This window comes from Desulfobaculum senezii (assembly GCF_054657395.1).
This window is the reverse complement of sequence record NZ_BAAHYU010000005.1, coordinates 215203-232692: the sequence shown is the minus strand read 5'-3', so window position 1 is coordinate 232692 and position 17490 is coordinate 215203. Positions and strand designations below refer to the sequence as shown.

Below are 17490 nucleotides of genomic sequence, written 5' to 3'. Positions count from 1 at the left end.
ACCCCGTCGAGGCTTTGCAGACCGCCGCGCGCCGTAAGCTGAATGCCGTTGTTCTGAATGACGCCAAAGCTGCCGAGGATATGCTCGCACTGCTTGGACAGCGTGAACGTGGCCTCCATTTTTTCCATGCCCATATCAATGGCGATGGACGTATCCATACCGCCCGCGCGGAAGTCCTCGGTCACGAGACTCAGCGCCGGGAGCTGGAGTTCCTTGCATTCGCCAACGTAGCCGCGTCCGTCCACGAACAGGGCAAAGTTTTTCAGGATGTTCTCTGCGGGCATTACTTGAAGACCTCCTCGATGTAGTCATTGACCAAGTGGCTGCGGAACGTGACGTGCTCCGCCGGGTACGGGGGCGTGAAGTCAAAGTCGAAATAGACCTTGCCCTGCTGGACTTGGTCGGGCGTATTCAGTTCCGGGTCCGCCCAGCACTCGCCGCCAAGGATCGCGCCCACGGCTTCGAGGTGACGCAGGTAGGCGTTCACGCCTTCCACCACGTCGTCCACGTAAGTTTTGGTGATGTTCCGGTCCACGGCCCACAGGTGCGCGGCAAGGATGGACTCGTTGATCATGTCCGCCGTGCGGCGCACGGACAGGAAGGACCACTTCGGGTCGGTGCAGCCAGTGCGGTTGCCCCACAGGCGGTAGCCGCCTTCGTTGATGATGGTGGCGACGTTCTTCTCATTCAGCATGTTGGCGCGGCAGTTGACGTCACCCAGGGTGAAGTCCACAGGGCGCGCGGTGCCGGAAATGCCCATCACCTGCTGGTTGGAGGGCGACCACCAAAAGCCCCGGTCGTTGTCGGAACGGGCAATCATGCCGGCCACACGCGCGGATGCAGGCTCGGCAACGTATTCGCCGTCGCGGTAGACCTTCACCCACGGGTCCACCATGAACACGCGGGCGGTGCCAAAGTCGCCCATGGCGGCGATGGCGTCGGTGTCGTTGGTGTTCGGGCCATCCACGATGACCACAGCGCGCAAACGCTCGGCAATGCCTTCCAGTTCGGCGGCGACGGGATTTTTGAGGAAGGTGCCGGGATTGTCCGCATCCTCGGCGCGCTGATGCGTAAAGCCGGGAGCCAGCAGAACGCGCGGGGTAAAGCCAAGGACAGACGCGCTGGCGCGCAGGGCCTGCACGCCCATGTACTGCCCGGATGTCTCATCCACGCCGCCGACAACGTTGGTCATGGTCGCGGTATCATCCGCGCCCTCATCCACACGCACCACGACAACCATGGCCCCGGACTGATCCAGAATGCCGTCCAGCGCGGCAGGCAGCGTACCCGCGCCATCGCCCACGGTATCCAGCTTGGCGGCCTCGCGGCGGTTGCCCGCAACAAGGACCGGAGTGTTCAGAGGAAAGGCGCTGGCGTCGGCGTCCGGAGCCGTGCCCACAATGCCGATGACGGAGCTTTTCACGGTACGAATGGGGCGCGGACCACCATCAATCTCGACGACTTCCACGCCATGCAGAAACTGTTCAGGCATTGCTTAGACCTCACTGGTTGCAGGTTCAGAGGCGGACGCACCAGAGGCGCCTGCGCCCCCAGCTAAAGATGGCTCGGCAGGCGCTTGCGGCCAAATGATGTCACGGGGAAAACCTACTTGATCCGGCACAGCCTCCAGCGCATTGGCGTAGGCATCCCACGCCGCAAGCTGCGCATCGATGCCCGCCGTGTCGCCCGAGGCGGCCACGACAACGCGCCGCTTGCGCAAGAGCTGCATCACGGCGGGGTCGTACTCCTCGCGCATGAGACGGTCCCGCTCGGCGCGGGCCTGTGTGGCGAGCAGTTCAGACTTTTTGGTTTGGTCAATTTTAATCAAACGCATTCGATTTCCCTCCAAATCCGTCGGTCAGGTCGGCGGCGTCGATTGTCCAGAGGTCGCGCTCTGTGCGGTCAACAGGAATTTCGGATGCATCAACTATTTTGTAGGGCGTTCCAAAAGGAACATCCTTTTTGGCAATAGCTTTTATTCCGTGCCTCAGTAGAGCTTCTGGCGTTGGGATGATTACCGCTACTTTGTTACCGTCTGTTTTGTAAATTATTCTTTTCATGTGTTTCCTCTTAGCAAAAGATTTGTAGAACAGTTGATGGCGAGTCATACTTTTTGTCACTGTAAACCACAATAATTTGCAAACTGGTCGCTGTTTTGGTCATAACTGGCGCTCTCGACACAGTAACATAACCACCACCTTCTACTGGGTCGTCCGCGCTTGCACTCCAAGAATAATTTGCATCAGGCATCGCGGTAGTGAAATTAACCGTGTAGTTCCCAACACCATTATCTGTAATACTACTTACGTTGCCACTTGCTATAATTGTAGGTGTATCCATCCCGTTGAAGTTCACCCACGCCCTGCATAAATACAGCGGCGCACTTCCCGGTGCTGTGATTGCTGCTTTGTCGAGTTTGTTCCCATTAATCACCGCCACTTGGTCAGCCAGCGCCATCATGTCCACCTGCGCGGCGTTCACGGCCACGTCGGCTACCTTGATGCAGGGGAGCACTGCGAGTGAATTAACAAGGTTCTCCCCTGCGCCATCAGTTGAGGTATAACCTTGATATTCTGGTTGTTCCTGGGAGTTTCCCCCACTAGCTCCTACAAATCCGGGCAGGTCCTCAACCGTACGCCCGTACACAGACACAAAATCACTTCCACCTGCATCGGTCACACCGTTTTTATGCTTATGGGCCAGCACCTCCCCAGCGATCCAATCTCCAACCTCTCGACCAGTGACACCTTCCTGCGCCGCAGCAAAGTAATGTTTGTAGCACGGCAAGATAATGTGCGTGTCCGTCACACAATACCGCCCACACGAACCATCCTGTGCCGCCGCTTCCGCGTCCCACGCGGCCTCGTCGGTCAGGTAGTTCCCGGCGGCAAGGACGGCCTCGTCCAGCTGCGGGTACAGGCCGCGCTGGAACTTTTGTTTGACGTTGGCTGGGACTGTTCCGGGCAGGGGGACTCCGAGCGAGGACCAGCACAGTTGCCCCACGGGGACACCCGCGACACTTCCCCACGCCACGCTGCCGTCCTCCTGCATCACCAGCACCTGCCCCGGCTCTCCGCCTTCGGGGATAGTGTGGTGGGGATCGTCGGTGCGGGCGATGTGGGTTTCCAGCAGGGTGCGGACTTCCACAACCTGCGCGTCCACATAGCCGCGGCTTGCGAGCACCACCGTCGGGTCCACCTTCAGTTCCACGGCGGCGGTGTTGCTCACCTCCATAACAAGGCGCACGCGCAGTTCGGCGGCGGAGCCTTCGGCAATCTGCGGTTTGTAAGTCTCAGGCAGGTTGCCCACGGCAAACAGATCGCCATCGGCGTCAATGATGCCTGCCTCGCGGATGGTCCAACCGCCTTCCTCGGACGGGATGACCAATTCGGCCACGATGTATGCCGGGTTGTCCGGGTCTGTTTCCAGCGTGTTGAGCTGGGCGCGGTAGACCTCGCGGGTCAATGCAGTCTGCGCCGCATCCGGCGTCACCATCTGCCCCGCGCCATCGCCTACGGCGCAGTGCGTCAGGGACACAGTCCGGCCAAGCGCTACGGCATTCGCCAGCTTGGCCCGGCCCGTCTCGGTGAGGATGACAAAAAAGTCCTTGGCCATATCGTCCTCGCTAGGGTTGAGCGGTTACAGTCGTAAACGTTTGCAGCGTCGCGCCGACATGCAGCGGCGAAGTCTGCTCGATATTCTTAGGACGCCACGGCAACACCGTGAGGGCTGCGCCCATATGCAGGGCCATCCCCGCATGAACGTATCCGCGCGAGGTCGAGACCACGGCAAAACCGCGCAGGTGCGAGCGGGCGTTCTTGGCCGCATCCACCACGCGCGTCAGCATGCCGTACAGGCCTGCATCCACGCCGCGATCATCCACCTCGATCTCAATGGCGAAGGTGTACGGCTCGCCCTTTGGGTTTTCCTCCCACCATTCGCGGATGCGCACCCGGTAGCCAAGGGCGCGCACCGCCCGGTCCACCGCGCCGCGCGTCCCCTTGTGCCTGTGCACCCACACGGCCGCGCGGATGGCCTCGCGCTTTTGTGCTTCGGTCCAGCTTTCGTCCCATGCGTCCACGGACAGCGACCACGCCAGCCACGCAAGCAGCGGCTCCGGGCATTCCCCCGCGCGCCACACAGCGCGCAGCGGCACGCCAACGTCAGACAACCGCGCCACGGCCTCGGACAGTGCCCGTTCCATGGCCGTTGCGCTTGGCGGCAGCAGGTGCCTAGGCACGCTCCACCTCCAGTTCCACGCCCGTGCAATACGCGGCCTGATGCGGCGCACAGGCCACATCCGCCACAGGCTCGGCCAGCGTCACACGTGCAACACCCTCCACCTGCAACGCCGCATAGACCTTGGACAACGGCATCCCCGCACCCAGCACATGCCCTGCCTCAGCCACGACCCACATATCCGCAAAGGCTTCGTCACGGACGGCCTCCGCGCTAGGGCCGGGCTGAATGGCAAGGGTTGCGCGGACGGCATAGGTGACGACCTCTGCCGCCTGCACGGTGACGTAATCCGTCAACGGACGCGTTTCCGCCGCCATCAAGGCGGCCTCCACGGCAGACAGCACCACCGGGTCCGGCGTACCGCTGCCTTCACGGCCGAGCACATGGACCACCACTTCACCGGGCGCAGGGCTGCTTACGGCAGCATCCCGCACACCCGGCACAGTCAGAGCATGAAAGATATACGCGCGGTCCGGTCCGGCCACGCTAAAGCCTTCAGGCGCAAGCTGGATGCGGCGGCGGAACTCGGCATCGGCCTCCCACGTTGGCGGCACAGGCGGATACGCCTCCGGATCACCGGGAGCCACAAGTTTGCGCTCCAGCGGCACCAAAGCCGCAAGGTGATCCAAATCCGTCCCCCCGGCATAGGCCAGCATCACACTACGGGCCGCATCGTTCACGCGCTGGCGAAGCAGCGTTTCGCGGTAGGCGGCGGTCTCTAAAATCTTGTATGCGGGATCAGACTCCACAAGCGCGGTGTGCTCCGGATGCCGCGCACAGAAGTCCGCCAGCATTTCGCCAAGCACGGTTTCGGCGTCCAGCTCCTCCACCACCTGCGGCGACGCAAGCAAGGACAAATCAATATCCGAGAACCCGCTCATACGATGATGCCCTCCATGGTCACGGGTCTGCCGTCCGGCAGGTAGATGCCGACCAAATCAAGCTCCACATGCCCCGGCCCAGCTTCGCGCGCGGTGACGCGCTCCACACGAAAGCGCGGCTCCCACATGGCGATGGCCTCCGCCGTGGCCGCGTAGAGTTCCACAAGCGTCTCGCCATTGAGTGGCGCGTCAACCAGCTCGAACAAACGCGAGCCGTATTCCCGCCGCATCACGCGCGAGCCGATGGGCGTCGTCAGGATGTCGCGCACGGACTGACGCAAATGGTCGAGGCCGGACAGATCGCGGCCCGTTGTGGCATCGATGCCGCGCACTACTTCGGGCCTCCGGTGTCGCCGCCATGCGGACAGGGATGAACGTGGCCGTTCAGGGACACCGCCGCGCATACGTCCGCGTCCGTGGTGATGTCGCCCACGGTGTGCAGGTTGCCCTTCAATGTGGCGTTGCCGCCGCCGGAGCCGCCGCCCTGCGTCATAGGACCGTTCAGAAAGATAGTGCCGTTCAAGGTAATCTGCGGCGCAGTGACTTCCACAGCGCTCCCGGCCGTAGCGCTGATGACGCCGCCCGCCTGCACAGTCACATTCTTGGACGCCTCGGCCACGATGTCGCCGGGGATGACGGCGTGCAGGCGGTGGGCGCTGCGGTCATAGTCTATGACGGCACCGTCCGCGTAGACGCGGCGGTCTACATCCGGCGAGGACGCGGGCGCAGGGTGCGCGGACTGATAGATGCTGCCAAGCACCACGCCCTGCCCGGTGTCGCCCGATGGCGACAGCACCACAACCTGCTCCCCCACCTCCGGCGACCACCATGTGCGGTCATTCCCGGCGCGAAGCGTCAGCCACGGCAACCAGTCCGAAACGGCCTCGCCAAAGGCCACGCGCACCCGCGCGGCAGAATAGTCAGCCTCGGCCACGGTGCCCACGCGGATTACCGACGCAAGCCGCCGCTCCATGTCAGAGACTCGGAAGTTCATCAGCCGTTACCTCGGTGTACTTATCCTTGTGGTCCTCGCCGACCAACGGCGCATACGACGCCAGAACCTGCTTCACAGGCACGCCCTCGCCATCCCACACGCTCTCGCCCAGCGGCACATCAATTTCAAACTCCACCCGCCACGACAACGCGCCGGAAAAGCTCGGTTCAAATTCATTCGGCTCTGCCGTCAGAAACCGCGCGGGTGCGACCTGCGCCCCAAACCGATTGCCCTGCACCAGCGTGGCCGCAGCCGCCGCCATACGCCGAAGCTCCTGCTCCACGCCGCAGACGCGCGCGGCCACCACAAGGAACACCTCCCAACGGCACTGCACCCACAGGCGCTCGGTGCCGTCGTCAGCCTCCCCGGCCCGCTCCATCCCGGCCAAATGCACCACAGCAAGCGGCGCGTTGAGCTTCCTCTCAACGCCATAGTCCACCACATCCCGCAGCCCCGGCAGCCCCTGCCTCAGCGACGCACATATCCCATCATGAACCTCGTCAATCACTGCCAACCTCACCGCGCCTTACTCACTTCCCAGCGGAGTTCTTGCTCAAAAAACTTTGAGAACTGCGCATCCAAACGGGGGAACACATCAACCTCTAAAACTCTGCGAATTTCATCATCCACGCTGTGGTACTGCTTAAAGATTGGATATGCCGAATCACCCGAGCGACGGAAAACGTCCCGCTTACCGTCACGGCCTGTAACGATAAACGCATGCCGTCGATCTACTGGACCTGCGGATACACCTGTTGCGGTCTGCTTCGGTTTCAGCAACCTCAAGGGTACGGGCCACAGGCCAAACCAAACTTGAACACCTCGTTTGTTCTTCCCAAGAGTCAGGCGTACGCGGTCGGCTAAAACCTTTCGCTGTACGCCCGAATCGCGCGCCCCTTCGGTCAGCGCTGTGGAGCGCACCCAGCGCCCCAGCTTATTGACGGCACGCCGCATGGCCGCTTCAATCTGCTTTTGATCCGCAGCAAACAGCCGAGCGATCCGGTCTGCACTTGCCGCATCCAAGGGGATTTCCGCCACACCGCAGGTGGACATTACCAGTCCACCTGCACGGTTACATCACATGTGGCGTCCAGCAGGACCTCGACGATTCCCGTACCATCAGGACGCACGGCACTTACGGCGTATTCAGCACCATCAACCCATACCGCTGTGCTCTTCCTTGTGACACCTGCAACGTCCCGAGCCTGACACGTCAACTTGTACGCGGCAGTTTCCACCGCGAAGTCTTCTAAGCGCGGCTCCAGATAAGGCGCATCAAAGTAGGCTTTGAACGTGCGCCGGGTTCCGTCTGCCAAGACCACCGTCACGTCCTTTGCGTCCAGCCCGGTGAAGAAACCGTCGAGGTCAGTGATCATCACTTACCCTTCCCGCCGCCCTTGCCCCCACCCTTTGCGGAAGCCTTTCGGGATTCCTCGGCGGAGGCTACAATAGCCTTGGCGGCAGCACTGCCAGCCGGAACAGCACGTTCGCGGTAGATGAGGTTCTTTCCCACAGAAAGAGGCACCGTCACTTCATCACCCTCGCGGCACATCTCCCCATCAATCAGAATACCCACATTGGCGGCACCCTCCGGTGCCACCACAACGACGGTCATTTCCTTTTTATTCTGCTTTCTCATGACTCCCCCTTTAGGCGCTCGTGCCCACGCAGAAGGATTCTGCATTACGGACACCGATGTCCGCATCCTGCATGGCAATGATGCGCAGGCGTCCCTTCTGACTGTGAGTGTACGGGTCCAGCGTCAATTCCAGTCCACCCCACATGGCGATCATCAAGTCAGCCCAGTTGCCGAAAAAGACATCCGAACCCTGCACCTGATTCGTAACGCCGACGGGGTAGCCATTGATCTGCCCCCCATCGGTCATAATTGCCTTCTCGCCACTCGGCATACGCGGTGTGGTCTTGCAGTGTCCCCGCATCCGCGCGTTAAGCAAATAGGCCATGCTTTCAACGTCAGCGTCGTCGGCGCTGATTTCGCTTTCCATCTGGACCATTTCCTTATGCGTGGGCTGGCTGGCCGTTCCAAAGGTGATGGCGTTAACCCCGGCGGTAAACTTGAGGCCCAAAGGCTCGTCAGTGCCGGTGCCGTAAAAACCAAGGCTATCCAGCTTCAGCGCCACGGCCTTCGACAGGTCGGAACGGATCGTCGCCTCAACGTCCAGACTGGCCTGCATCAGCAGGCGACGCGAGACCTCGCACATTCCACCAATGGTGTAAGGCGACAGACTCAAAGTCCCAAAGTCACCATCGGACTCCGGCACGTCCTGATCCTCACCAACAACATACCCAGTGGCCCCGCTGATCTGCTTCGGGATATCAACGTTGCCGACAAGGCCGCCGAGCTTGGAACCAAGCTGCATCAACAGACAACGTTTCCTCAGCAGCTCGATGAAGCTGCCTTCCAGCAAATCGGTGCCGACCAATGCACCACCGTGCGGAGCGGCCCCGCTGTCGGTGGTGTAGGTGCGGGCGAGCGGCGTTTGCAGCACCTCAGGGGGGACAACGATGCCCTGCACTTCACGCGCAAGGTGCTGGGCGGCGGCATTGGAAACTTCCAGTTCGAAAGCTGCGGCTTCGCGTGCGCGCAGGTTGTTCGGGTCCAGCGCTCGCAGCACCTTCACGAAGGAATAGCGCTTGATTTCACGTTCGCTCAGGCCCACATCAGCGTTCATCTCGTCGGGGCTGGGTTTGTCAGCCTTCTGGTTCATCCGCTCCAGCAGGAGCTGCCGGAACTGATCCGGCGACTTGCCTTCACGGACAAAGCGCTCGGCCTCTTCCGGGGCGTTATACTCCCGGCCCATATTCAGCAGATCGTCCATGCGCTGCCGTTCGGCCAGAACAGCAGCGTCGCGCTCGGCGGTCACGTCAACAGGGGGCACGCCCGCGCCGTCTTCACCTTTAGGAGTTGCGCCTTTCTGGGGCATTCCTCTTCCCTCCATCGTTTCAGGTTTCGGCGCGCCACCGTGGTCACGCCCCACACCCACAGAATCATCCGCGGGGATGGTCACGAACGAAATTTCGTAGGGCGTCCATTTCGTCGCCCTGTACACATCCACATCATCCTTGCGGCTTTCCACCAGCTTGACTTCATCCACCTCAAACCCGACGGAAACATGCCGCAGAACGCCATCAACCACGTCCCGGAACTTCTCTTCCCCGAGTGGTGATCGGCTAAAGCGCACAACCGCGCGCCCCTTGCCGTCCCCATCAATTCGGGCCGACTCCACAACGCCGATATGAGCCGAGCGGTTGTGGTTGAACAGCACAGCCCCGCCGTTGTTCAGGCGGTTCAGGTCACATGCGGATGCGCTATGCTCCAACACAAGGATCGTGAGCCAAAACTGTTCAATCTCCCGATCCGAGGAAAACGCGATTTCCACCGTGCGCTTTTCCTCATCGACGGAACGGACCATCTCAACCGGGAAATACGCTCGGCAATTCTGGCTCTGAATCTGCTCAAGCGTCGGCTTCGTCTTCGGCATCATCGCCTCCATGCTCCTGCCCCTTCGGAGCGGTTTGTTTCACCGGGGCCGGGGCCAGTCCCAATTCCTCCCACCGATCCCGATCTTCCTTGATCTCTTCAAAGACCTCTTCAGGATCACGCCCCTGTTCCCTGATCGTGTCGGACACAGAACGCATCAAACCGTTCTGTGCTTCACGGGCGGCCTTCACATCCTTTTGCGGGTCAACCCACTGCCAGCGCCGCGCCTGATATCGCGCGCGCTTATACTGCTCGACGCGTTCAGCGCGTAAGGGAGTCAGGCCGATCTTGATGGCCCCGGCCAACACTGCCGTCGCAATCCAGTCTTCAAAGACGGGTTGCACCAGCTTGTCGATGAACCACTGTTGCAGGTCCATCCACTGGTCCCGCTCGTCGAGCACTCCGGCCCTGATGCTGGAATAATTCACGCCTGACAGGTCGCCAGACAACGAGGCGTAGGACACGCCAAGACCTGCGGAAATGGATTGCAAACATGACCGCACAAAGACACCGAACTCGCCTTGTGGGTACTGCGGATCCCATGCGCGAAACTTGTACCCATAGGGCAAGCGCTCCATGGTTCCCGGCTCGGCGTCCATGGGAAAAACCTCTTCGTCTTCGTCGTCATCAAACTCCGGAACTTCCATTTCGGGATCGGACTCAAAGAATCCCATCTTAGACGCGCCGATACGGGCGTTGATGACTGCGGCGGTCTCGTACCTCGACAAATGGTGCATACGTGTCAGCGCCGTGCCCATCCACGACACCCCACGCGGCTGGTTGATCATCTCCGGGACAAATAGGTGGTATATTTCTTCGGCAGGGATACGCTCGTACCTCGCGCCTCCGTAATCGACACCACTGATATAGTCGTCCTGATCGCCACGCAGGTAGTACGCAACAGGACGCCCTTCCGGCGTGAACTCAATCCCAGCCCGAATGCGATTCCCGTTCGTCAACTTCTCGCGCATTTGCACCGGGACACGCACGGGATCAATCAACTGGAGCTGGTAGTGATAGGCCCCAAAACGCCGACCGCGCAGCCTGCGGACAAAGACCTCGCCATCCCGAGCGACGGTCTGAACGGACAGACCTTGCAGTTCGCGCCATGTCAGTGTGCCTGTCACCTCAGGGTTCTGGCCCCAATGCTTCCACGCATCAGACAACGCCTGCCGGGCCAACGCATCGGGGCTTCCATCCGCAAGCTGTACGGTCGGCACCACAGCGACACCGCGAGGCCCAACAACGTTTGTCCGCACCAAGCGCAGGAAACGCTTGCCGTGGTCGATATTGTTGGCGGCCTCGCGCCCGCGTGCGCACAAAACACGCCACGAGCGTTCAACCAATACGGACGCGCTCATCGGCTCGCTGGTCCATCCTGCGGTTGTCCGATTCGCTGACGCGGCGTCAAACGAGCCGGACTCGGCCCCATAGTTCCGCCGCCCAAACCGGGGCGGCAGCGTCCTGCGACGTGGGGCCGGGTCTGCCTCAACCGCGCGTCCCCGGAAAATATCCAACAGACTCACAGGCGCACCCCTATGGTTTTGAATCCGTTTTGCCCACGCTCAGAACGAACGCGGACAACCAGCTGACCGCGCAGCTTCCGCAGCTGGTCAATGCTGTAGCGCTGGAGCTGCCTCCCTGCGATCTGGTATGACCACACAGCATCCCCCGCACAACCGGACAGCGCCGCGTCCACGGCCTCTAGAGCCTTCTCGGCTTCCGTCCGTCCGTCATAGGGTCCATCGACGCCAAGGAAATTAGGGACCACCTCCAGCTTTCCGGACTGCACAACACGCAGCTCATCACTACGCGTGGCAATGAGCTGCCACCAATGCCGCCCCGCAGGCAGTGTGCAAACAAACGAAAAGACAAAGGCATCACCATCGGCAACGCCTTCAACATCAGTGGAACCCTGCCCCCGAAGGGCGAGCGTTGCCGCCCACCCCTCGGATGCAGGAAGCCCAAGGAGGATTCTACAGGAGGTGCTTTCGCTTATGGCAATCTGGCGTGGTAGCTCGTTGATCATCATCCCATCACGAAGTTAGAACGCCGCTTCCGACGCTTTTTGACTTTTCTCTTCTTCCGTTCTTTCGGAGGATTTTCCTGCACCTCGGCTTTTGAAACCACTGCGTTTTGGGACGCTTCGGCAGGTTCAGAGAGAGCCACGACTTCGCTTTGGGATTGCAGACGGGATTCAAGTTTCTGGAAATTCGGGCGGGCAATCAGGAGGGCCGCATAGGCATAGACCCGGCAATCCAGCGCCTCGTTACGTGGCCGGGTCTTCACCCACTCACGTTTAGGGAAGCCTTTCACGTAACGGGTTATGCACTTCTCGGCAGTGATCTGCTGGAAGTATTCGTCGAACTCCGCATACGTCGCCGGGAAGTGCAGACGCCCCGGCCCTGATCCGTCCAACGGCAAACGCTTGTAGAGCAACGTCTTTGCCTGATCGACGCCAATGGAGAACAAGCGGACAGGCCGCCCCTTTTTTCCTTTTCCGGTCTTGAGCTTGCGGGGAGCACCGACAATCGGCACGCCCTCCCCGCCCTTGCCCTTGATCGCCCAACGGCGCGCGGCCCAACGGGATCGGCAGTAGTTGTACACGGCTTGCGTATTGCTGCCGCCGGAGTCGATGCACGCCGCATGGATCGACAGCTCCACCCCGGACTCATGGAGCCACCGACGTTCAAGGTAATCGTCAAGGGCTTCCCACACGGAGGACTGATCCGGATCGCCGTAAATCACGTGATAATCAATGCTCCACGATTCTTCCTCATGCCCCCACGCAACCACTTCAATTTCCAATCGGTCCGGCTGCGTATCAACGCCAGCGGTCAGCAACAGGCCCGCCATGGGCACAGGCGCGGCGTACTGCTCGCAACGGTTCCGAAGCCCCGTCTCGTCAACCTGCTCGCCTTCCTCTTCCCATGTCTCGGCAAGCGACACATTGACGAAGCTTTGCAGGTCGCCCCTGTGCTTCTTGTCCAAAAAGCTTTGGGCGATATCGCGCCAGCGACGCCAAGGGGAATACAGTTCATTCAAGTGGAACGACGCATGCCCTCGAAATGGCTTCTCCGCGCGCCACTCACCAGCCGCCAACATCGCGGGCTTGTCCTTGTCCTCGATCACACACCCGCAGGACTCGCACACGTAATACGCTGTTTCCGGGAGGTGCCCGCCCTGTTCATCATGATCCCATTTCACATTTCCCCATTGTAGCGTCTGGAAGGCTCCGCAATGCGGACACGGCACGTAATAGCGCCGCTTGTCGCCAGCCTCGAACGCCTTTTCGATGCGGGAGAATCCCTTGATGGTGGGCGTACTGGATTCGATCAGCTTCTTCTGATCGCCAAAGGTCGAGGCGCGTTGCCACAGCAATTCGATAGGGTCGCCTTCCTCAGTCATGCTGTAGCCGTCCACCTCGTCACATATGATTATGGGCGCTGATCTGCCGCGCATGGTCCGCGTGCTGCCGCTGTAGGCGAGCAGCAAGATGCCGCCGGGGTATGACTTCATGGTGGCGTTGTTCACGCCGTCGCGCCCTCGTGGCTTGGCGACCTTCTCCCCAACCTGCGGCGTCTCATTGATAAGCGGCGTCAGCTTGGTTTCCAGCCACACCTTGCCGTCGGACTGCGTGGGCTGCATCATGATGCAGCTCTTGGGGTTCAAGTCGATGTAGTACCCTATCGCGTTGTTCTCGCACTCAGTCTTGCCGACCTGCGCCGACCACATGAGCGACACCCTATAGGTTCGCGCATCACTCATGCAGTCCATAGGCCCACGCTGATACGGCGCATTGTCCGTGCGCCATGGGCCGGGCATCGCGTTGGCGACGCTGACGCGGCGGTACTTGTCCGCCCACTCGGAAACCGTCAGACGCTCTGGCGGCCGGAACATTCCCATGAGTCCTCGGATAGCCCGCCGAATGCCTTCCTCATTGCTCAGGTCTATATCAGTCTGCGGCATCTTCAATCTTCTCCAGCAAATCAGTTTCCGCGAGCGAGGAAAGCGCCAAGTCTATTTCCTCCCGAAGTATCTCCTTCACCGCCGTTTCATCAGTGGCGGCCATAACGCGCAGCGCCAGCCTATCAGGCAAGGCAAGCATCGCCTGCCGCACCTCCACAAAGGCGGAAGCTATGACGCGCTCCATCTCTTCAATGGGCGCGACTTCACCCAACTCCCGCGCCGCCGACACACGCTTGATCTTCAGCTCCTCCACAAGGAGCAAGCGTTCCAGCTCCCCCTTGCTGATGCCGTCCTCGACATCCCCAACCGCCTTGGACACAGCCCGCTCGGTGTGCCATGCGACACACTCCGCAAGGTCAAACTTCCACGCCTTACCCCTGCCCCCCTCCTGCACGCAGGGCATCCCCTCGCGTACCCGCGCCCGAACCGTGGGCAAGGACAGGCCCAGCGCAAGGGCCAGTCCCTGCATGTCCACCACGGCTTGTGCGGTCTGCTTCTCCGTTTTCTGTTTTTTCTTTTTCACTTCGCTCATTATTTCAACCAGTTATCAATGTTGTTCACAGGGTTTTGATCGTCGAAACAGAAAGTCATTTCCCGAAGCCACGCAGAAAGAAAACTTCGTGCCTCAGCTCGACCCACTCTTTTCCCCCCTTCGGGAAGGACCCGTTGTGTTCCTGGCTTCGTTTGCAAGCGTCTAGCGGCGTCTAGCTCTCAATCCGTAAACTTTATGGGGAATGTTGCATTTCGCTGCCTAGAATCATGCTGCGGCGGCAAGCCTGTGCCTGTGAACCACCGTCCTCACTGTGCTTGCGGGCACTCCAAGCCGCCGCCCTATCTCCCCTGCGCTCAAGCCCTCGGCCCGCATATGAATGATGCGTGCGTCGCGCTCGGCCTTTTCCACCCGTGCGCAGCGGGCTAACGGCAACTGCATCCCCCTAAACTCATCCACCAGCGCTTGCGCTGCCTGATCACCCACCACATCCCGCAACCAATGGCAGGCGGGCAAACGCTGGGGCACGTACAACGAACGAAAGCGGCACGCCTTGGCAAGGGCCAACGTCCGCGCTCTGCCGATGACTTCCGCCACGACCTGCGCCGTCGGCGGCAAAGGAGGCAACGCTTGCATGGTGTCTTACCTCTTGTTTGTTGGGTTGAAGGTCTTGGCGGCGGCGCATACACGGTCTGCGATAATGTCGAGGAGCTGCCCGCCCGCGTACCCGGCAACGCCGACGCAGGCTTGCCGCATCCCTTCGGGGACGAAGGCGACAGGCTCCAGCAGCAGGTGAACCATGTATCCCGTAAACGCCGCAGTAACGATGGTGGCGAACACGTACCGGGCGGAGCACGCTCCCGGCCCGCGCAGGACGCGCACAGTGCCGCCAAACAGCGCCAGCAGGACAGGGGGCAGAACGCCCCCCATCAACTGCATCAAGGATTCAATGCTCATGCGCTCCGGCATTACGCGGCCCCGTCACCGTCCGGCGAGGGGACCACGCGCAGCCCGTGGGCCAGATCAGGCAGGTCGCGCAGCTCATCGGTCCGGCGCTGGAACTCATCCAAAGCCGGGACGTCATAGCCTTCCGCCTTCAAGCGCATGGCGGTTTCGTAGGCCTGCACACCAAGGCGCAGTCCGGATTCAATCAGGGCAATGGTTCCATCCTTCATGACTTATCCCCTCCGTCGAGATACTGTTTCGCGTTCATGATCAAAGCCGCGCACGACGAAAACGCCCGCCGCGCATCGCGCAGCAAGGCGTCATATCCTTCCGGCTCCGTGTCGGTCCGAGCGTAGACCTGCGCGGCGTCGCGATAGGCCACGATGGCACGCTTGGCGGTATCCATGGCCGGGGCCACCTTGGCGTGCAGAAACGCCACACCTTCGGGCGGCAACGCCTCATGCAATTCGCCATACTCGGCATACAGGCCGACATAGTTGATCCTCAGCTCCTCCCCGACGGCGAGGGCGCGATCCTGCGGCGACAGGTCGGCCAATGCGCACGCCTGCAAGGACAGCGGCACGCACAGTGCCAGCACCAAGAGGGGCTTTGCGGCCCCTTTTGCTCCCTTCTTCACGCTCACTTTCTTGGACGCCTTCATGCGGCCATACACGGTCGCCACAGCGCCCACAGCCGCGCCGATAGCCACCCCGCAATCAACCAAGCCCGCTTGCGCCTCTGCGCCCACACCATGGCCCCACAGGGCCGCAATGGTGCTGATGAAGGACACAACCACACCCCAAAAGGTGCGAGACTGATAGATAGGTTTCACATCGTCCATGCTAACCTCCACAATTTTGAGACGATAAAACACAATCGCCATACAAAATAAAAAAGCGCCGCCATAATGGCGACGCCTATATACATGGATATGCGGTATCTTTTCTTCTATGTTTGTTCTTCTTGCATGTGCGTGCGGGACAACGCCTCGATAAATCCATTCATTTCTGTATTCATCAGTTCCGTTGTGGTGAACCTATGGCTACAGCGTTTGCACTCCCGCAGACGGACAACAGTCCTGTAATCATCCAGCGACCGCACCACCATCGTATCCGCTCCGCACCGTGGACAACTGAGCATTAGTCTTCCTCTATCCCCACCACTTCACGTTCATCCAAAAACGCCTCAAGGCTGATCGCGCGGATGCGGTAGCGTGGGCGTTCAGGCGTTCCGAGGTTGCTGGCCCGCAGTTCCCCGCGCCGGATCAACCCCCGGACGTATTCCGGGCGGCATTCAAGCCGCTCGGCGACCTGCCGCACCGTCAGCGTCTTCCCCATCAAAAATGCCTCCCATAAATTGGATCGCGGCCCTACGGCGCTCGTCGCGGAAACTCAAATAGTGGCGCGTGCTGGCCGGGTCTTTGTGGCCGAGGGCAAGGCTCACCTCCGTGAAGGGGTCCACGGCCTTGCCCGCCGCCACCTGTTCCAACATGTAATCATAGAGCCGATTCGCAAACGTCTTGCGCAAGGTGTGCGTGCCGAGGTTCTCGCTGATGCCACTGGCTTCGAATGCATGGATCAGCACCCGGTACGCCTGCGACCGCGAGATAGCCCCCCGGCCCGACTGCGACAGGAACAGCGGCGTATCAGGCGACGGCCACCCCAGCGCCCTGATCTGCTCCAAGATCGCCACGCGAGCCTCGCGCGCGAGGTAGACCGTCCGGCTTTCGTGCCGCCCTTTCATATGACGCCGCGCCACCCGCACGGAACGCCGCACGCGCTTCTGCGCCACCACGTCCCGCACATGCAGGCTCAGCATTTCGGAGACACGAAAGCCCGCCGTAACGCCAAGTACAAACAAGCACCTATTGCGCACGGCGAGCCTTCCAGAAAACGACGAAAACGCTCGGCGGATTTCGTCCTCAGTTAGCGGGCGGCACCCTTTCACGCCGCCACCTTCTCAATATACCCCGGCAAGCCAGCCCGGTCCCCGTGAGGTCCGGGGATGACGCGAATGGCTTGGCCATAGCGCTTGTGCTGGCCTACATCGATGTGCGCCCACGACATCCCGGCCCCGGCTTCAATGCGCTCTACATGCGCGAAGGTCGGGTCCGTGGGGTTCTTGAGCATGTCGTCCCAAATCTCCTGCGGCGTCACGTAGCGGAAGTGCCCATCGAAGGCGCGAAACCAGTAGTGCTCGGACAGGTCCGCGCCAACGCCGCACCCAAAGGGACGCCACCCGCTATACCGCAAGGCGTTCGGATCATCCCCGCGCCATGGCCAGTCGTTCACGGTGAAGACACCGTACCGCTTGCGGAACAGGTCCAGCGTCACCAACAGCCGACGATCAAAGCACCGGAACAGCATAGCCGGATAATGCCGATACGCACGCTGCATATTCTCCGGCAACAACTCCGGCGGCGGCACCAGTTCTTCAATGCGAAACCACTTGCAGGTATAAAACATCATCG

Annotated in this window: 26 protein-coding genes; all 26 read right to left on the bottom strand. The window is 60.9% G+C overall.

Annotation, left to right across the window (positions count from 1 at the left end; genetic code table 11):
- A partial coding sequence (locus ACYQ2T_RS17665; RefSeq protein ID WP_459902166.1) for a phage major tail tube protein occupies nucleotides 1–284 on the bottom strand: 284 nt, incomplete at its 3' end.
- Nucleotides 284–1492: a phage tail sheath C-terminal domain-containing protein gene (locus ACYQ2T_RS17660; protein WP_459901980.1), complete on the bottom strand. Its 1209-nt coding sequence runs from the start codon at nucleotides 1490–1492 to the stop codon at nucleotides 284–286. The genes ACYQ2T_RS17665 and ACYQ2T_RS17660, both read right to left, overlap by 1 nt.
- 3 nt (nucleotides 1493–1495) lie before the next feature.
- Nucleotides 1496–1834, bottom strand: coding sequence for a phage tail assembly chaperone (locus ACYQ2T_RS17655; protein ID WP_459901981.1), 339 nt, complete (start codon nucleotides 1832–1834; stop codon nucleotides 1496–1498).
- Entirely contained in the window at nucleotides 1821–2060 is a 240-nt protein-coding gene (locus ACYQ2T_RS17650) for a hypothetical protein (RefSeq protein WP_459902165.1), read from the bottom strand. Before ACYQ2T_RS17650 ends, ACYQ2T_RS17655 begins: the two co-directional genes overlap by 14 nt.
- Nucleotides 2061–2070: 10 nt before the next feature.
- Entirely contained in the window at nucleotides 2071–3615 is a 1545-nt protein-coding gene (locus ACYQ2T_RS17645) for a phage tail protein (protein ID WP_459902164.1), read from the bottom strand.
- Between the two features lie 10 nt (nucleotides 3616–3625).
- Complete coding sequence (locus ACYQ2T_RS17640; protein ID WP_459902163.1) at nucleotides 3626–4240, bottom strand: phage tail protein I; 615 nt, start codon at nucleotides 4238–4240, stop codon at nucleotides 3626–3628.
- A complete protein-coding gene (locus ACYQ2T_RS17635; protein ID WP_459902162.1) occupies nucleotides 4233–5120 on the bottom strand; it encodes a baseplate assembly protein in 888 nt (295 codons plus the stop codon). The genes ACYQ2T_RS17640 and ACYQ2T_RS17635 overlap by 8 nt, the downstream gene beginning before the upstream one ends.
- Nucleotides 5117–5452 carry a GPW/gp25 family protein gene (locus ACYQ2T_RS17630; protein WP_459901641.1) on the bottom strand — a complete coding sequence of 112 codons (336 nt, stop codon included), beginning with the start codon at nucleotides 5450–5452 and terminating at the stop codon, nucleotides 5117–5119. Before ACYQ2T_RS17630 ends, ACYQ2T_RS17635 begins: the two co-directional genes overlap by 4 nt.
- Nucleotides 5452–6114, bottom strand: coding sequence for a phage baseplate assembly protein V (locus tag ACYQ2T_RS17625; RefSeq protein ID WP_459902161.1), 663 nt, complete (start codon nucleotides 6112–6114; stop codon nucleotides 5452–5454). The genes ACYQ2T_RS17630 and ACYQ2T_RS17625 overlap by 1 nt, the downstream gene beginning before the upstream one ends.
- A complete protein-coding gene (locus ACYQ2T_RS17620; RefSeq protein WP_459902160.1) occupies nucleotides 6095–6622 on the bottom strand; it encodes a hypothetical protein in 528 nt (175 codons plus the stop codon). The genes ACYQ2T_RS17625 and ACYQ2T_RS17620 overlap by 20 nt, the downstream gene beginning before the upstream one ends.
- Before the next feature lie 8 nt (nucleotides 6623–6630).
- A complete protein-coding gene (locus ACYQ2T_RS17615; protein WP_459902159.1) occupies nucleotides 6631–7167 on the bottom strand; it encodes a hypothetical protein in 537 nt (178 codons plus the stop codon).
- Nucleotides 7167–7490, bottom strand: coding sequence for a head-tail joining protein (locus ACYQ2T_RS17610; protein WP_459902173.1), 324 nt, complete (start codon nucleotides 7488–7490; stop codon nucleotides 7167–7169). Before ACYQ2T_RS17610 ends, ACYQ2T_RS17615 begins: the two co-directional genes overlap by 1 nt.
- The gene (locus tag ACYQ2T_RS17605) at nucleotides 7490–7753 is read right to left on the bottom strand and encodes a hypothetical protein (protein WP_459902158.1); all 264 of its coding nucleotides are present in this window, start codon (nucleotides 7751–7753) and stop codon (nucleotides 7490–7492) included. The genes ACYQ2T_RS17610 and ACYQ2T_RS17605 overlap by 1 nt, the downstream gene beginning before the upstream one ends.
- A gap of 10 nt (nucleotides 7754–7763) precedes the next feature.
- Nucleotides 7764–9629 carry a phage major capsid protein gene (locus ACYQ2T_RS17600; RefSeq protein WP_459902157.1) on the bottom strand — a complete coding sequence of 622 codons (1866 nt, stop codon included), beginning with the start codon at nucleotides 9627–9629 and terminating at the stop codon, nucleotides 7764–7766.
- Entirely contained in the window at nucleotides 9592–11142 is a 1551-nt protein-coding gene (locus ACYQ2T_RS17595) for a phage portal protein (RefSeq protein ID WP_459902156.1), read from the bottom strand. Before ACYQ2T_RS17595 ends, ACYQ2T_RS17600 begins: the two co-directional genes overlap by 38 nt.
- A complete protein-coding gene (locus ACYQ2T_RS17590) occupies nucleotides 11139–11648 on the bottom strand; it encodes a hypothetical protein (protein WP_459902155.1) in 510 nt (169 codons plus the stop codon). The genes ACYQ2T_RS17595 and ACYQ2T_RS17590 overlap by 4 nt, the downstream gene beginning before the upstream one ends.
- On the bottom strand, nucleotides 11645–13585 hold the full coding sequence (locus ACYQ2T_RS17585; RefSeq protein WP_459902154.1) for a phage terminase large subunit family protein: 1941 nt from the start codon (nucleotides 13583–13585) through the stop codon (nucleotides 11645–11647). The genes ACYQ2T_RS17590 and ACYQ2T_RS17585 overlap by 4 nt, the downstream gene beginning before the upstream one ends.
- Complete coding sequence (locus ACYQ2T_RS17580) at nucleotides 13572–14117, bottom strand: DUF1441 family protein (protein WP_459902153.1); 546 nt, start codon at nucleotides 14115–14117, stop codon at nucleotides 13572–13574. Before ACYQ2T_RS17580 ends, ACYQ2T_RS17585 begins: the two co-directional genes overlap by 14 nt.
- A 225-nt stretch (nucleotides 14118–14342) precedes the next feature.
- Nucleotides 14343–14516 carry a helix-turn-helix domain-containing protein gene (locus ACYQ2T_RS17575; RefSeq protein ID WP_459902172.1) on the bottom strand — a complete coding sequence of 58 codons (174 nt, stop codon included), beginning with the start codon at nucleotides 14514–14516 and terminating at the stop codon, nucleotides 14343–14345.
- Nucleotides 14517–14717: 201 nt separating this feature from the next.
- Nucleotides 14718–15032, bottom strand: a complete 315-nt coding sequence (locus ACYQ2T_RS17570; protein WP_404845347.1) for a phage holin family protein — start codon at nucleotides 15030–15032, stop codon at nucleotides 14718–14720.
- Nucleotides 15033–15043: 11 nt separating this feature from the next.
- The gene (locus tag ACYQ2T_RS17565; protein ID WP_459902152.1) at nucleotides 15044–15250 is read right to left on the bottom strand and encodes a hypothetical protein; all 207 of its coding nucleotides are present in this window, start codon (nucleotides 15248–15250) and stop codon (nucleotides 15044–15046) included.
- On the bottom strand, nucleotides 15247–15861 hold the full coding sequence (locus ACYQ2T_RS17560) for a hypothetical protein (RefSeq protein ID WP_459902151.1): 615 nt from the start codon (nucleotides 15859–15861) through the stop codon (nucleotides 15247–15249). Before ACYQ2T_RS17560 ends, ACYQ2T_RS17565 begins: the two co-directional genes overlap by 4 nt.
- Nucleotides 15862–15968: 107 nt before the next feature.
- Nucleotides 15969–16160: an NrdR family transcriptional regulator gene (locus ACYQ2T_RS17555; protein ID WP_459902150.1), complete on the bottom strand. Its 192-nt coding sequence runs from the start codon at nucleotides 16158–16160 to the stop codon at nucleotides 15969–15971.
- Complete coding sequence (locus ACYQ2T_RS17550) at nucleotides 16160–16357, bottom strand: helix-turn-helix domain-containing protein (protein WP_459902149.1); 198 nt, start codon at nucleotides 16355–16357, stop codon at nucleotides 16160–16162. The genes ACYQ2T_RS17555 and ACYQ2T_RS17550 overlap by 1 nt, the downstream gene beginning before the upstream one ends.
- A complete protein-coding gene (locus tag ACYQ2T_RS17545) occupies nucleotides 16314–16967 on the bottom strand; it encodes a tyrosine-type recombinase/integrase (RefSeq protein ID WP_459902148.1) in 654 nt (217 codons plus the stop codon). The genes ACYQ2T_RS17550 and ACYQ2T_RS17545 overlap by 44 nt, the downstream gene beginning before the upstream one ends.
- Nucleotides 16964–17488, bottom strand: coding sequence for a hypothetical protein (locus ACYQ2T_RS17540; RefSeq protein ID WP_459902147.1), 525 nt, complete (start codon nucleotides 17486–17488; stop codon nucleotides 16964–16966). Before ACYQ2T_RS17540 ends, ACYQ2T_RS17545 begins: the two co-directional genes overlap by 4 nt.
- Nucleotides 17489–17490: the final 2 nt, after the last annotated feature.

Bases quoted from the DNA above. Each gene is read 5' to 3' on its own strand.
- ACYQ2T_RS17660 (WP_459901980.1), bottom strand. From the start codon at position 1,492: ATGCCTGAACAGTTTCTGCATGGCGTGGAAGTCGTCGAGATTGATGGT.
- ACYQ2T_RS17565 (WP_459902152.1), bottom strand. From the start codon at position 15,250: ATGAAGGATGGAACCATTGCCCTGATTGAATCCGGACTGCGCCTTGGT.
- ACYQ2T_RS17540 (WP_459902147.1), bottom strand. From the start codon at position 17,488: ATGATGTTTTATACCTGCAAGTGGTTTCGCATTGAAGAACTGGTGCCG.
- ACYQ2T_RS17550 (WP_459902149.1), bottom strand. From the start codon at position 16,357: ATGGGGAAGACGCTGACGGTGCGGCAGGTCGCCGAGCGGCTTGAATGC.
- ACYQ2T_RS17555 (WP_459902150.1), bottom strand. From the start codon at position 16,160: ATGCTCAGTTGTCCACGGTGCGGAGCGGATACGATGGTGGTGCGGTCG.
- ACYQ2T_RS17600 (WP_459902157.1), bottom strand. From the start codon at position 9,629: ATGGAGGCGATGATGCCGAAGACGAAGCCGACGCTTGAGCAGATTCAG.
- ACYQ2T_RS17605 (WP_459902158.1), bottom strand. From the start codon at position 7,753: ATGAGAAAGCAGAATAAAAAGGAAATGACCGTCGTTGTGGTGGCACCG.
- ACYQ2T_RS17625 (WP_459902161.1), bottom strand. From the start codon at position 6,114: ATGAACTTCCGAGTCTCTGACATGGAGCGGCGGCTTGCGTCGGTAATC.
- ACYQ2T_RS17570 (WP_404845347.1), bottom strand. From the start codon at position 15,032: ATGAGCATTGAATCCTTGATGCAGTTGATGGGGGGCGTTCTGCCCCCT.
- ACYQ2T_RS17655 (WP_459901981.1), bottom strand. From the start codon at position 1,834: ATGCGTTTGATTAAAATTGACCAAACCAAAAAGTCTGAACTGCTCGCC.
- ACYQ2T_RS17650 (WP_459902165.1), bottom strand. From the start codon at position 2,060: ATGAAAAGAATAATTTACAAAACAGACGGTAACAAAGTAGCGGTAATC.
- ACYQ2T_RS17575 (WP_459902172.1), bottom strand. From the start codon at position 14,516: ATGCAGTTGCCGTTAGCCCGCTGCGCACGGGTGGAAAAGGCCGAGCGC.
- ACYQ2T_RS17590 (WP_459902155.1), bottom strand. From the start codon at position 11,648: ATGATGATCAACGAGCTACCACGCCAGATTGCCATAAGCGAAAGCACC.
- ACYQ2T_RS17635 (WP_459902162.1), bottom strand. From the start codon at position 5,120: ATGAGCGGGTTCTCGGATATTGATTTGTCCTTGCTTGCGTCGCCGCAG.
- ACYQ2T_RS17615 (WP_459902159.1), bottom strand. From the start codon at position 7,167: ATGTCCACCTGCGGTGTGGCGGAAATCCCCTTGGATGCGGCAAGTGCA.
- ACYQ2T_RS17580 (WP_459902153.1), bottom strand. From the start codon at position 14,117: ATGAGCGAAGTGAAAAAGAAAAAACAGAAAACGGAGAAGCAGACCGCA.
- ACYQ2T_RS17560 (WP_459902151.1), bottom strand. From the start codon at position 15,861: ATGGACGATGTGAAACCTATCTATCAGTCTCGCACCTTTTGGGGTGTG.
- ACYQ2T_RS17645 (WP_459902164.1), bottom strand. From the start codon at position 3,615: ATGGCCAAGGACTTTTTTGTCATCCTCACCGAGACGGGCCGGGCCAAG.
- ACYQ2T_RS17585 (WP_459902154.1), bottom strand. From the start codon at position 13,585: ATGCCGCAGACTGATATAGACCTGAGCAATGAGGAAGGCATTCGGCGG.
- ACYQ2T_RS17610 (WP_459902173.1), bottom strand. From the start codon at position 7,490: ATGATCACTGACCTCGACGGTTTCTTCACCGGGCTGGACGCAAAGGAC.